This is a genomic window from Streptomyces poriferorum, from assembly GCF_019399235.1.
GTDB classification, from domain to species: domain Bacteria; phylum Actinomycetota; class Actinomycetes; order Streptomycetales; family Streptomycetaceae; genus Streptomyces; species Streptomyces poriferorum.
In genome coordinates this window covers 1-13492 of record NZ_JAELVH010000179.1, presented here as the reverse complement: position 1 = coordinate 13492, position 13492 = coordinate 1, and the positions used below count along the sequence as shown (strand labels likewise).

Below are 13492 nucleotides of genomic sequence, written 5' to 3'. Positions count from 1 at the left end.
CTGCTGGCACGGGGCGGCCTTCCGGCGGTGGAGAGGGGGTCGGTTCTTCCGATTCTACCGGCGGCCGGGGGCTTACCTCGTCGCGCGGGGAGAGGCCCGGCCGACACACGGGGAGAGCCCGGGCGGTCACACGGGGGAGAGTCCCGGCCGTCTCACCATCCGGGCCGGGCGTTGGGCCGGGCCCGCCGATGGGTCCATACTGTGCCCATGCTTCAGCACACGACCTTCGTCTTTACCTATGGCACCCGGCCCGCCGGCTGCCATGGTCGTGCTGCTTGAGCAACTGACAAGCAACGTTCCAGGCGCCCCGGGCCGACAGGCCCGGGGCGTTCTGGCGTTCCGGGCCCGGTCGGCCCCGGGGAGCCCACCCGTACCCCTCACAGGGAGACCAGCCATGAGCAGCACCACCACCGCCGCCGCCAGGACCGCCGCCGACGTGACCGGCGCGCACACGGACGAGGCCGCGTCCCTGATCGCGGACGCCCGGACACGCATCGACTCCCTCGACGACCGGATCATCGGCCTCGTCCAGGAACGGATGGCAGTCTCCAGCGTCATCCAGGAGGCCCGGATGACTTCCGGGGGCCGCCGGGTCAACCTCTCCCGCGAGATGGAGATCCTCGGCCAGTACAGGGACGCGCTGGGCAAGCCGGGCACGACCCTCGCGATGACGCTGCTGGAGCTGTGCCGCGGCCGCGTGTGACCCGCCGCAGGTCAAGTGCCCCAAGGGCCGGCAGGGCTGTACGTACGTATCCCAGTTCGGGCGCACTCTCACCCGTACGGCGCGTGACCGGGCGCCGGACGGCTTCGTTGGTCCCGGTGTCCGTGCCAGCCAGGGGCGGCTCTGGAAAGAAACCACGCGTGGCTCCGCCGGGGCGTGTGGCGTACTGCATGTACGCCGTGGGACCGCGCACCGGCGTGCGTGACCGGTCGGCAGGGGACAGCAGCCCGGTCACCTCAGAACGGCAGGCTTCGGGGACGCTCGAAGCCTGCCGTGTCCAAGGGTCCGTGAACCGGTCATCCGGTCCGCGGGCCCTTGTGCGTACCCGGCCGTGTTCTCGTACAGCTGCCGCAACCCGTCATGTGGCACCAGGGCTCCGGGGCCCGGCCCAAGGCAGGTGAAGGCGGCGTCTTCTGCGCACCCACCGCCCCGGACGGCTGCGCCGAGGCGGTTTGTCCGGTACGGCGGAGGGGCATGCACGGTCGTCCTTCAAAAGGTGAGCAGGATCTTGCCGAGCACTCCGCCTGCTTCGAATCGCTCGTGGGCGCTGCGGACCTCGTGGAAGGGGTAGCGGTGGGCGATGCGCAGCCGGAGTTCGCCTCTGTCCACAAGAGCCGCAACCTGGGCGAGGTGATCCTGGTCTTCCTGGACGTAGCTCTTGGCAGCTCCGGGGATGTCGGGCAGGGGGTGGTCAGCGATGGAGATGTACCGTCCCCCTGGCGCGAGGGCGGGGCCTGTGTCGATGCCAGCGGTGTCCAGTACGGCCGTGTAGGTGCGACGGGGTAGGTCGGCCGGGATGTGCCAGACGTCTTTGGCGCCGAGCTCCCGGGCCGCGTCGAGGTGCTCGGGGCGTGAGACCAAGGCGTCGACGGTGGCCCCGGTGTGGCGGGCGAGTTGGACGGCGATGCCGCCCACGGCACCGGCCGCGCCGGTGATCAGGACGTTGTCTCCGTCAGTGACTGCTGCCCGGCTCAGGGCCTGCAGCGCCGTCACCCCGGCCAGCGGCAGTGCCGCAGCATCCTCCAGTGCAAGTGTGGTGGGTGCGGCCGCCAGCAGCCGGGCGGGCAGCGAGACCTGCTCGGCCCAGGTACCGCGGCTGGTGGCGATCTGTGCGGACATCGCTATTACCTGGTCCCCAGGACGGTAGCGGGGGTGATTGGAGGCGGTGACGACTCCGGCCAGATCCCACCCCAAGGTGGCGGGGAGTTCGGGCCCGACCTCCCATGCACGAGTTTTCCAGTCCACCGGGTTCAGACTGCTGGCGACGGTACGGATCAGCACTTCGCCGGCTCCTGGAGTGGGCTGGGGAATCTCCCGGACGGACAGGACTTCGGGCCCGCCGTGACGAGCGATTTGGATCGCGTGCATGGCGACCTCCTTTGCGAGGTGAGTGGACGGGGAATCAGGCGTCGATCGAAGCTTCGTGTCCGGCGTCCTTCGCCGATGACCGTGTCCGGGGCAGGACGAGATAGGTCAGGGCCAGTCCGATCAGGCTCAGTACCGCGCCCGCCAGGCCGGTCCACCGCAGAGCACCGGCGGCGACGATCGCGCCGCCGATGACCGAGCCGGCTGCTGCACCGAGGTTGAAGGCGCCCACGTTGACGGAGACCGCCAGGCTCGGCGCGGCGCCCGCGTGGTGCAGGATCAGCCCCTGCAGCGGGGCGATGGTCGCGGTGGCGAACAGACCGAATACCAGGACTGCTGCCACGGCGGTGGGCTGCCACACCACGGCGAACGGGACGACCAAGAGCGTCCCCGCAAGCCCGCCGAAGACCCCGCGTACGGTGGCGCTCATCGACTTGTCGGTCAGCTTTCCGGCGGTGAGGTTGCCAAGGAAACTACCCGCGCCGTAGGCGAGCAGCAGACCGGAGACCGCCGCGGCGGAGAAGCCGGAGACCCGGGTCAGCAGCGGGGCGATGTAGGTGAACACTGTGGCGACCCCGGAGAAGCCCACCGCGGTGGTGGCGATGGCGAGCATGACCGGCCGACGCGTCACCACGCGTATCTCGTCACGCAGTCGCGTGGACGGTGCTTCCTGCCGGGGCAGTACGGCGGCCAGGAGCACGGCGCCCACCAGGGACAGAACGGTCAGCGCGGCGAATGGAGCCCGCCATCCGGCGCCTTGCCCGAGCAGTGCCCCCAGGGGCACTCCGAGGAGCGTGGCCACGGTGAAGCCGGAGGCCACGGTGGCGATGGCCGAGCCCGTCTTCTCAGCCGGGACCACCCGAGTCGCCGTCACCAGCGCCAGCGCCAGGAAGGCGGCGTGACTCAGCGAGGACACCACGCGGCCCACCAGGAGCAGGCCGAACGACGGCGCCGCGGCGCTCATCGCGCTGCCCGCCGCGAACACCAGCATCAGCCCGATGGCGAGGCTCTTGCGCGGCAGACGCGAGGTCAGCAGGGCCATGAGCGGCCCTCCGACCACGACTCCGAGCGCGTATGCGGTCACTGCTTGTCCGGCGGTTCCCACGGAGACGTCCAGATCCTCGCCGACCTGTGGCAGCAACCCGGCGATCAGGTACTCCGAGGTACCCACGACGAAGACGCTTGCGCACAATGCGGCGAGCGTCGCGAAACCCTTGTTCACCTTCATGCCGCAGACGCTAAAGTCTCACATCGGTATGAGAGTCAAGCCGAACGGGCAATGTCCGCGCGACTATCAGGAGGTCCATGTGCGTATCGGTGAGTTGTCCCGGCGGACCGGCGTGGCCGTGTACTTGTTGCGCTACTACGAGGAGCAGGGTCTGCTCCATCCGCAGCGTCGCCCCAGCGGTTACCGGGAATACGTCGAGGAGGACGTTGCCGTTGTCCGCCGCATCCGCAGCCTGCTGGCCGCCGGCCTGAGCACCTCTACGATCACCGCGGTCCTGCCGTGCCTGCGGGATACCGGCGACCGTCTCGTCCCCACCTGCTCGGACCTGCTCGCCGACCTCCACCAGGAGCGCGACCGCATCGCTCAGGCCATCAGCGACCTTCAGGCTTCCATGGACGCGCTCAATAACGTCATCGCCGCGGCCCCAGCCGACGTCATTCGCAGGGCACTGGCTTCACGCGACGTGTAAGCGGGGAAACAATCCGGGAGTTCACCCTCGAAGGGCTGGACGCCGCGGCCCGCAAGGGGAACCACGGTGGCCGGCCGCCGGTCATCACCGACGACATGTTGCACACCGTGCTCCGCCGCCGCGCGAACGGTGAGACGGTCGAGAGCATCCAGCCCGACCTGCTCATCCCCACCGGCCGCCGCAAGGGACACAGCCCAGCCTGTCCAGCATCTGTCGCGCGCTCGCCGAGTACGAGAAGACCCAGGCGTACCCGGAGGCTGTTGAAACCGCGCATGCCGAATTCGCAGCCCTTCAGCAGCGAGACCGCAGCCCCAAGTAGCTACTCAGCGGTACAGGACGGGTGTCGGCAGCTATACGAGAACACGGCCTACCCGGACCGTCTTCCCGCCGGTGGGCGCCGGTGCGCGTTCCCGGACCGTTCTTCCGTCCGGTGCGCCGGTGCGCGTTCCCGGTCAGTGGCCGGGCCGTCGCCTGGCCGCCGTGTACAGCACACCGCCCGCCAGCAGCGCGGCCGCCGCCGCGCCCGCAGCAGTCGCGGCGCCGGTTCCGGTGGCGGCGAGCCGGCCTCCGGTGCCGGCTCTCGAACCGGCCGGGGCGGCGGTGGCCGTGGCGTCGGCCGACGCGGAGGCCGCCGGTGCCGAGGCGTCGTCCGTCGGGCCGCCGCCGCCCGACGAGCCCGAGGTGGACCCGCCCGCGGCGCCCGGGTCCCCCGCATCGTCCGGGTTCAGCACGAGGGCGGCGGTGTTGTTGCCCCGGTCGGGGTCGAACGGCAGCAGCGGGTCCCGCGACCTCGCACCGCGCACCTCGACCTTCCCGGAGGCCCCTGTGACGGCCTCGGCGATCTTCAGGTCGAAGTGCAGCGCGAGGCCGGCGTCCTCGCGGACGGCCATCGACGTGTCGCACACATAGCGCGGTGCTCCGGCCTGCTGCTCGCGGTACTGCCCGTCGGCCGTCACACCCCGGCAGGTGCCGGGCCATGCGCTGACCGAGGCGCCCTCGGGGACGGTGAAGTCGACCGTGGCGACCGGATCGCCGGAACGGAGGTTGCCGATCCACGCCGGCCCCTCGTTGCGGAAGCCGATGTCGGCCCCGACAGTGCTGCCCGGCAGGCCGGACGCCGTGTCCCCGTACGCGGCGAAGTCGGCCGTGTTCGCGGTGCTGAAGTCGGCCTCCTGCTGGTTGTCAGCGGGGTCGAGGTCACTGGAGCGGACGGCAGGGACGGCGGGGACCGCCTTGAGCGTGAGCACGTTCCCCGCGGTGCCCGGAGCGGACCGCGCTCCGGGCGCCCGCTGGGCGCCGCGTGCCCCCGGGCCGGCCTCGTCGATCCGGTAGACCAGGGTGTCCCGGTAGGCGCGCTGCGTGGCCCTGAGCATCAGGGGCTCGGCCAGTTCGTAGACGGCGCCCACCTCGTAACTGCCCTCGACCGAGCACAGCGCGGTGGTCCACACGGGGACGCCCTGTCCGGCGTCGTCCTCGCGGTACACGCAGTTCTCGTACCGTTCGGTGAACTCGATGCCGCGGGTGTACATGAGGGTGAGCACCACGCCCTCGGCGGCGCGGGTCCCGTGGTTGGCGAAGGCGAGCGGGAAGGGCTGGGTCCGGCCGGGCTCGAGCTCCTGCTCCAGCGGGGCCCGCTCCATCACCAGGTCGGGGCCGCCGATCACGATTCGCGTGGTGAACGGGGCGAAGGCCGCGCCGTCCGCCGTGCCGGTGACCCGGATCGTGCCGGAGTCCCCGTCCCGGCTGCCCGCCGCGGCGCCGACGCGGAGTTCGGGCAGCGGGTTCGTCCCGGGCGCGAGGCCCGTGTCGTGGCAGACACCGGTGGTGCCGGTGATCTCGCAGTCGGCGCCGTCCTCCGTGCCGAACACGGCCTCGGCGACGCCCGCGATCCCGCCGAGGTCGAAGGTCACGGTGTACTCGCCCTCGAAGCGGCCGTACTCCTCGTCCCGGGACGGGTTGTCGACCGTGATCGCGACGGAGGTCCGCTGCGGGCCGCCGCTCGCCGGGTACGGGTGCAGCGCGGTCTCGGCCGGGCCGCCGAAGCCCATGACCGGACCGGCGGCGCGGGCCGGGGCGCTCAGGGCGAGCGACCCGGCGGCCAGCAGGCCGGCGGCGGCGAGAGCGCCCGCGACGCGGCGCAGGGCGGCTCTCGGAGTCGTGCTTCTCATCGCGGGACCTTCTGGGGTCGGGGGGAACTGTGCGGCTGCCGTGGGCAGCGATACGAGTTCGACCCCGGGCCCGTACGAAGAGTTGCGCGGGTCCAGGTCACGGATTGAGCACGTCGGAACGCGAGCGCCGCGACCGAACGTGAGCGGCGTCACATAAGGAATTTGTGAGTCCGGGGACAACCATCGGGACGCCTTGCAGGTCATGCATGCGGAACCACCGGTCACATCCGTAACGCGGCTTCACCGGTAGAGCGTGAGGGGCTGCACTCGGAGGGGGGTGCAGCCCCTTCTGCTGCCCCTAGTCCGCTGTCGTGGATTCCGCTGTCGTGGATTCCGCTGTCGTGGATTCCGCCTTCGTCGATTCCGCCTTCGCAGCGTTCGCCTCAGTGGCCTTCGGCGGCACCGCCGGGATTTCCAGGAACGGCAGGCGCAGCGCGCCGAACGCCTCCTTCGGGACGGCCGGCGCCTGGGGCTCGACCGCCGCCAGCCGCTCGTACTCCAGGCCCTGGGCCGGGCGGGGGTCCTGCTCGCCCTTGTTGGGCCAGAAGGACATGGCCCGCTCCGCCTGAGCCGTGATCGTCAGCGACGGGTTGACGCCGAGGTTGGCGGAGACCGCGGAACCGTCGACGACCGAGATGCCCGGGTGGCCGAACAGCCGGTGGTACGGGTCGATTACCCCCTCCTCGGCATTCGCGCCGATCGGGCAGCCGCCGAGGAAGTGCGCGGTGAGCGGGGTACCCATGAGCTCACCGATGTTGGAGCCCGGGAAGCCGTTGATCTCCTCGGCGAGCAGGGTCGCGCTCTGTGTCGCCTCGGCGATCTGCGTCGGGTTGGGTGCTCCGTGTCCCTGGCGGGCGGTGAGCAGTCCCTTTCCGATGCCGTGGGGCTTGCGGTACGCGGTCAGGGAGTTGTCGAGCGACTGCATGACGAGCCCGATGATGGTCCGCTCCGACCAGCGCCGGTTGGACAGCGACCGCACGGCGAGCGTCGGGTGCTTGGCGATGTTGCCGAACCAGGCCAGCACCCGGTGCGTGCTGTACGGGACCTGGAGGATGGTCATCCCGCCCATCGCGTTGGATCCCTTGCCGTAGCGGACCGGTTCGATGTGGGTGTTCTCGTCGGGGTGGATCGACGAGGTGATGGCGACGCCCTTGGTGAAGTCGGCCCTGGTGCCGTGCTTCCTGCGGTAGCGGCGGTCGGAGGTCTGCGCGCCGACGAGCCCTTCGGAGTTGGTCCGGGTCAGCTCGCCGAGCCGGTCCGAGAGCCGGGGCAGCAGCCCCCGGTCCTTCATGGTGTGCAGCAGCGTCTGGGTGCCGTACGTGCCCGCCGCCACGACCACCTTGCGGGCGCGCAGCAGGGTGGGCTTCGCCTTCCTGCGGCGGTCGGTCGGCACGGTGGCGACGTGGTAGCCGCCGGCCGGGTCCTCCGTGACCGCGACGACCGACGTCATCGGGTGGATGACCGCTCCGGCCTTCTCGGCGAGGTGGAGGTAGTTCTCGTTGAGGGTGTTCTTCGCGCCGTGCCGGCAGCCGGTCATGCATTCGCCGCATTCGGTGCAGGCCTTGCGGGCCGGGCCCGCGCCGCCGAAGTACGGGTCGGCGACGGTGCCGCCGGGCTTCGCCTTCGCCGTGCCGTCGGCGTCCCTGCCGTCGCCGAAGAAGACGCCGACCGGGGCCAGGTGGAAGGTGTCGCCGACGCCCATGACCTCGGCGGTCGCCTTCAGATGGACGTCGGACGGCGTCATCGTGGGGTTGAGCCTGACCCCGAGCATCCGCTTGGCCTGCTCGTAGTACGGCGTGAGCTCGTCCTGCCAGTCGGTGATGTGCGCCCACTGCCGGTCCTCGAAGAACGGCGCCGGGGGCACGTACAGCGTGTTGGCGTAGTTCAGCGAGCCTCCGCCGACGCCCGCACCGGCCAGCACCATGACCTTGCCGAGCAGATGCACGCGCTGGATGCCGAAGAGGCCCAGCGCGGGGGCCCAGAGGTAGTTCTTCAGGTCCCAGGAGTTCTTGGGCAGCGTGCCGGGGGTGAAGCGGCGGCCCGCCTCCAGGACCCCGACCCGGTACCCCTTCTCGGTCAGCCGCAGCGCCGAGACCGCGCCGCCGAAGCCCGAACCGACGATCAGGACGTCGTAGTCGTACGCGGCTTCGTCATCGGCCGAGCCGGCCGGTCCGGCCTGATTCTGGGCAGGGCTGTCCTGGGACATGGCTCTCCTCGGTACGAAAAGGACAGGAATGCTGCGGTGGTGCGGGGGTCAGCGCAGGCGGAAGGCCTTCATGGCCTTGAGGCTGCGGCTCATGAACGCCGCGTACTTCGCGTCGTCCATCCCGAAGGACGGGGCGAGCGGGATCAGGCGCTGCTGGGCGACGGTCTGGGCCTCGGTGTACTTGAGGATGCCCTCGGAGCCGTGTCGGCGGCCGAGGCCGGAGTCCTTCATGCCGCCCATCGGGGACTGCACGCTGCCGTACGCGGGGGCGTACCCCTCGTTGATGTTGACCGTGCCGGTCCGCAGCCGGGCGGCGACCTGGTGGCCGCGCTTGCCGTCCTTGGTCCAGACGCTGGAGTTCAGGCCGTACGGGGTGGCATTGGCCTGCGCGATGACCTCGTCCTCGTCGCTGAACCGGTAGATGGAGACGACCGGGCCGAAGGTCTCCTCGTTGCAGACGGCCATCGGGGCCTCGACGCCGTCGAGGATGGTCGGCTCGTAGAACAGCGGGCCGATGTCGGGGCGGGCGACGCCGCCCGCGACGAGCGTGGCGCCCTTCTCGACGGCCTCCGCGACGTGCCGGCTGACGGTCTCCAGCTGGCGCTCGCCGACGAGCGAGCCCATGTCGGCGCCGTACGCGAGGGAGGTGCCGAGCCGCATCGCCTTCGTACGGGCGGCGAACCGCGCCACGAAGTCGTCGGCGACGGACTCGTGGACGTACAGCCGCTCGATGGAGATGCATAGCTGGCCGGCGGAGGAGAAGCAGGCGCGGACGGCGCCCGCGGCGGCCTTCTCCACGTCGGCGTCCTTCAGGACCAGCATCGCGTTCTTGCCGCCGAGCTCCAGCGAGACGCCGACGAGCCGGGCCGCGGCGCCCTGGGCGACCTCGCGGCCGGTGCGGGTGGAGCCGGTGAACGAGACGTAGTCGGCGTGCTTGACGACCTCGGGGCCGACGACGGGTCCGTCACCGAGGACGACCTGGAACACCTCGGCCGGCAGACCGGCCTCGATCAGGAGGTCACGGGCCCACAGCGCGGTCAGCGCGGTCTCCGTGTCGGGCTTCATCACCACGGCGTTGCCGGAGACGAACGCGGGCAGCGCGTCGCCGACGGACAGCTCCAGGGGGTAGTTCCACGGCGCGATCTGGCCGATGACGCCGCGCGGCTGGCGCAGTTCGGTGACCTTGGTCAGGGTCGGTACGACCCCGGTGTGCCGCTTCGGCTTCAGGTAGGCGCTCGCCCTGCGGCCGTAGTGCCGGGCGGCGACGGAGACGGCCAGCACCTCCTCGTGGGCGTGCAGCCGGGCCTTGCCGGTCTCCAGCTGGATGAGGTCGAGGACCTCCGACTGGCGCTCCAGAACGAGGTCGTGGAAGCGCAGCAGCACGGCGGCCCTGGCGCGGACGGACAGTGCGGCCCAGGCGGGCTGGGCGGCACGGGCGCGCTCGAAGGCGTCTGCCACGTCCTCGGGGGTGGACTCGGGCAGGTCGGCCAGCTTCTCGCCGGTGAAGGGCGTGTGGTTGGCCGTGCGGCCGGAGCCGGCGACGCCCCGGGTCAGCTGGGCGATCACCTCGGGCGTCACGACATCGGCGGCCGTGCGCACGCCCGCGGGCGCGGCGGCCACCGGGTTGGTGCCGACAACCGCGGCGGTGGTGGGCGTGGAGGCCTGCGAGTCCGTCATGAGGGCGAGAGTACGTCGAGCCGAAGCCTTTGGGTACCCGTGGGTAACAGCTTTTCACACTCCCCACAACAGCCCTCAGCGGCCACCCGCCAACCGAGCCAGTGATCACTGGCTGCATAACCGCTGATCAGGGGGTATCCCTCCTCGGTGTTACCGATCGGGGAGGCGTCGCAGGAGTCGTGCGGGGTCAGTCGGAATCGGCCGGCGCGCGCCAGCTGCGCAGCATCGTGTTGAACCGGTCCCGGGTGATGTCCCAGTCCTCCTCCGGCCCCGTCATGTACAGCGCGTACTCCGGGCCGCCCTCCTTCGCGAAGTACATCTGGTCGATGGCGTGGCGCGGCTCACCGGGCTTCTCGTTCCAGGTGAACTCCCAGATGGACCCGGGCTGGTCCCGGTAGACGTTGGAGTTCATCTCCAGGCTCCGGTAGTCCGGCAGCCGCTCGCGCAGTCTCGTCTCCAGGTCCTGCATGTGCGTGTACGGGTGGTCGAAGTCCGGTGCCGGGTCCGCGCTGAAGCGGAAGTAGTGCACACCGTCGTCCGGGGTGTAGTCGATGTTGGTGCCGTTCACCTGGCGCTCCCAGCCCACCGGCATGAGGATGCTGAACCCGGCCGGGTCCTCCACCCGCCGCCAGCCGTCCGGCACGCCGTCCTTCGCCGGGTCCGGCTTCGGCGTGGGCGTGGGGCTGGGACTGGCGGTGACCGGCCCCGGCGACCGGCTGCCGTGCGACGCCGTGCCGCCGGTCCCGGAATCCGCGTCCGTGCGGTTCGCGTACAGCAGCGCGGCGACGCCCGCTCCGCCGCCGACCAGGGCCGCCAGCGCGATGACCAGGACCGTGGTGCGCCAGCGGCTGCGCCGGGCCACGGGTGCGGTGCCGGGGGCCGGGACGGGTCCGGGGTAGGGCAGCCGGGCGGTGCCACCGCCGGGTATCCCGCCGCCGGAGGCCCCGTCGGGACCCATCGCGTGCAGGACCTCCTCCGGGACCCGCTGCGTGGGGACGTACGCCTGGGCCGACCGGGGCTCGCGCCCCTCCATGGCCTCCAGCAGCATCCGCTCGGCCTCCTCGGCCGTCGGCCGGTCCTCCGGTTCCTTGCGGAGCAGTGCGGTGATGACGTGGCCCAGCGCCCCGGCCCGTTCGGGCGGCGGCGGTTCCTCGGCGACGACGGCCTGCATCGTGGAGATCGGCGAGGTACGGCGGAACGGCGAGCGGCCCTCGACCGCGGTGTACAGCGTGGCGCCCAGCGACCAGAGGTCGGACGCAGGGCCGGGATCGCCGCCGCGGACCCGCTCGGGTGCCAGGTAGTCGATGGAACCGACCAGTTCACCGGTCCTGGTGATGGTCGAGTCGCCCTCTATCGCCGCGATCCCGAAGTCGGTGAGAAGCACCCGGCCGTCGCGTGCGAGCAGGACGTTGCCCGGCTTCACGTCGCGGTGCAGCACCCCGGCGCCGTGCGCGGCGCGCAGGGCGCCCAGCACATGGAGCCCGATCCTGGCCGCCTCGCGGGGCGCCACCTCGCCGGATTCCTTGGCCTGATCGGCAAGTGACGGCCCGTCGACGTACTGCATGACGATCCACGGCCGGTTGTCGTACTCGATCACGTCGTGGACGGTGACCACGCCGGGATGCGTGATGCGGGCCGCGGCGCGCGCCTCCTTCTGGGTACGCGCGTGCAGCACGACCCGGTCCGCCTCGGCGACGTACAGCCCGGCGGTCAGCTCCTTGACGGCGACGGTGCGGTGCAGCACCTCGTCATGGGCGCGCCAGACCTTGCCCATGCCGCCGCGTCCCAGGACCTCCCCGAGCCGGTACCTCCCGGCCAGCAGCAGTCCCGCTTCCGTGCCCTGCGATCGTTCCACGTGTCCCCGCCCCGTTCCTTCGGATGCCAGGTTACGGAGGGGAAGTACGGCCACGGAACCTCGCACCGCTCACGAGATCGCACTGTGATGCATGTCGCCCCCGGGCCCGCGCCCCGTCGAACCGCTTCCGGTCACTGTGTCACGCGGTAGGAGGCGCTGGCCTGTTGGTAGATGTCGCTCACCTTGTCGCGCTGGCTCTCCGGGCCCGTGACCTGGAGAATGTGGTACTTGCCCTTGACCACGATCACCAGGTTGCGGACGTACACCTCACGGCCGTCGGCCTCCTGCCAGGTGAACTGCCCCTCCGCCATGGCCTGCTGTCCGACGTCGATCCGGCGCAGCCCGCTCGCCGAGGCCCAGGTGGAGTCGCGGAACTGCTTCAACTCCGGCTCCTTGTTCCGCTGGTAGTCGAGCGGGTCCGCGCCGTTCGTCTTCACGGTGTCGCGTCCCGGGACGACGAGGAGGCTGAATCCGTCGCTCCCGTAGCGGATCTGACGGTCCGCGTTGGCCGGGCTGCGCTGCCAGCCCTTGGGCGCCCCGACCTCGAAGCCCTCGGGGTCCTTGCGCAGCGTGTAGCCGGGTGCGAGCGCGACGGCGGAGCGGCTGGTCTGCGGCTGCTGCGCGCCGGAATCCGGGGCGGACGGGTCCCCGGTGTCCTGGCCGCCGGGCTCGGGTGCTCCGGACTCCGTACGGGAGGGGGCGGCGCCGGCTCCGGAATCCGTACCGGACTTGGGCATGAACATCACCGCGTACGCGACCGCCGCGGCCAGGAGCAGCAGGATCAGGACGAGCAGCAGCCGGCCGAGCCTGCGCGGTGCGCGGGTGCCGCCCTGCTGCGGGCGGGGCGGGGTGCGGAGCGCCTTGGGGCCCTTGGGTTCGCGGGGCGGCCTGGGATTCCGGGGCTCGCGCGGCTCGGGTACGGCCCGCTCCGCGGGTTCCAGCCGTTCCCTGGTCTGACGGTGCCGGCCGTGCGCCGGCCCGCTCCGGCGGCCGCGGCGCTTGCGGACGAGTTCGCCGCGGCGGCGTACGACGGGCAGCCGGGTGGCGTCCGGGGAGGGCAGCGTCACGACGTCGAGCCCGGCCTCCGGCTCGGGCGCCGACCGCACGAGGGAGCGCAGCCAGCCGCGCAGTTCCTCGAAGTCCGGGCGCTCGGTGGGGTCCTGGCGCAGCAGCGACTCCACGACGGGACGCAGCGGGCCGCACTCCTCGGCGAAGGCCGGCGGTTCGCCGCAGACCATCTGGACGAGTTCGGCGGCGTTCTCCTCCGGGTACGGGGCGTGGCCCTGCACGGCGCGGTAGAGCAGCGCGCCCAGCGCCCAGAGGTCGGTGGAGGGGCCGATGGGCGGTGCCAGCTGCCAGTTCTCGTGGACCGGTCCGGCCTGCTCGGGCGCCCAGCGCTCGGTGACCGCGCCGACGACGGCGATCCGGGCCTGCCGGGCGCGCTCGGCGGCGAGGGTGGTCGCGGGGCCGCGGTACGCGGAGGTGTCACGGCTGCCGGCGACGATCTCGTCCCAGCGGCCCGGGGCGGTCTCGGGGGCGGTCTCCCGGGTGGCGGCCGGCAGCTGCGGGCGGACGGCCGGGGTCGCGCCCAGGCGCCGGGAGTCGGCGCGCAGGGCGTCCTCGCTGGAGCCTCCGGCGGGCACGGGGCGGCCACGGCCGGGGCCGTCGTCCCAGGAACCGGTCAGATGGAGCCGCCGGGGCGGCGGTCCGTCGTCGCCCTCGTCGTCGTACGGATCCTCGTCGTCGTAGAGGTCCTCGTCGTACGCGTCCGGGGTGGCGGGCCGGCCGAGGGGCTGCAGGGGG

Annotated in this window: 9 protein-coding genes; 2 read left to right on the top strand and 7 right to left on the bottom strand. The window is 71.8% G+C overall.

Translation table 11 applies throughout. The features are described from left to right. The first annotated feature begins 394 nt into the window (after positions 1-394). Positions 395-703, top strand: a complete 309-nt coding sequence (locus JGS39_RS26845; RefSeq protein ID WP_219572160.1) for a chorismate mutase — start codon at positions 395-397, stop codon at positions 701-703. A 507-nt stretch (positions 704-1210) separates the two neighbouring features. Here the strand turns inward: JGS39_RS26845 and JGS39_RS26840 are convergent. Both JGS39_RS26840 and JGS39_RS26835 read right to left on the bottom strand, forming a co-directional pair. Beyond that, the gene (locus JGS39_RS26840; protein ID WP_219572159.1) at positions 1211-2089 is read right to left on the bottom strand and encodes an NADP-dependent oxidoreductase; all 879 of its coding nucleotides are present in this window, start codon (positions 2087-2089) and stop codon (positions 1211-1213) included. 34 nt (positions 2090-2123) lie between these two features. Then, positions 2124-3314, bottom strand: a complete 1191-nt coding sequence (locus tag JGS39_RS26835) for an MFS transporter (RefSeq protein ID WP_236064383.1) — start codon at positions 3312-3314, stop codon at positions 2124-2126. 79 nt (positions 3315-3393) lie between these two features. Here JGS39_RS26835 and JGS39_RS26830 point away from each other — a divergent pair, with 79 nt between their 5' ends. Then, entirely contained in the window at positions 3394-3783 is a 390-nt protein-coding gene (locus JGS39_RS26830; protein WP_219572158.1) for a MerR family transcriptional regulator, read from the top strand. Between the two features lie 452 nt (positions 3784-4235). Here the strand turns inward: JGS39_RS26830 and JGS39_RS26825 are convergent, their stop codons facing one another. The 5 genes from JGS39_RS26825 to JGS39_RS26805 form a co-directional block, all read right to left on the bottom strand. Next, entirely contained in the window at positions 4236-5951 is a 1716-nt protein-coding gene (locus tag JGS39_RS26825) for a peptidase (protein ID WP_219572157.1), read from the bottom strand. Between the two features lie 298 nt (positions 5952-6249). Beyond that, complete coding sequence (locus JGS39_RS26820) at positions 6250-8157, bottom strand: GMC oxidoreductase (protein ID WP_219572156.1); 1908 nt, start codon at positions 8155-8157, stop codon at positions 6250-6252. Positions 8158-8205: 48 nt separating this feature from the next. Then, positions 8206-9834 (bottom strand): succinic semialdehyde dehydrogenase, encoded by a 1629-nt coding sequence (locus JGS39_RS26815; RefSeq protein ID WP_219572155.1) that lies wholly within the window; start codon positions 9832-9834, stop codon positions 8206-8208. A gap of 187 nt (positions 9835-10021) precedes the next feature. Then, a complete protein-coding gene (locus JGS39_RS26810) occupies positions 10022-11689 on the bottom strand; it encodes a serine/threonine-protein kinase (RefSeq protein WP_306071368.1) in 1668 nt (555 codons plus the stop codon). A 131-nt stretch (positions 11690-11820) separates the two neighbouring features. Then, on the bottom strand, positions 11821-13492 hold a 1672-nt coding region (locus JGS39_RS26805; RefSeq protein WP_504740112.1), incomplete at its 5' end, for a serine/threonine kinase C-terminal domain-containing protein.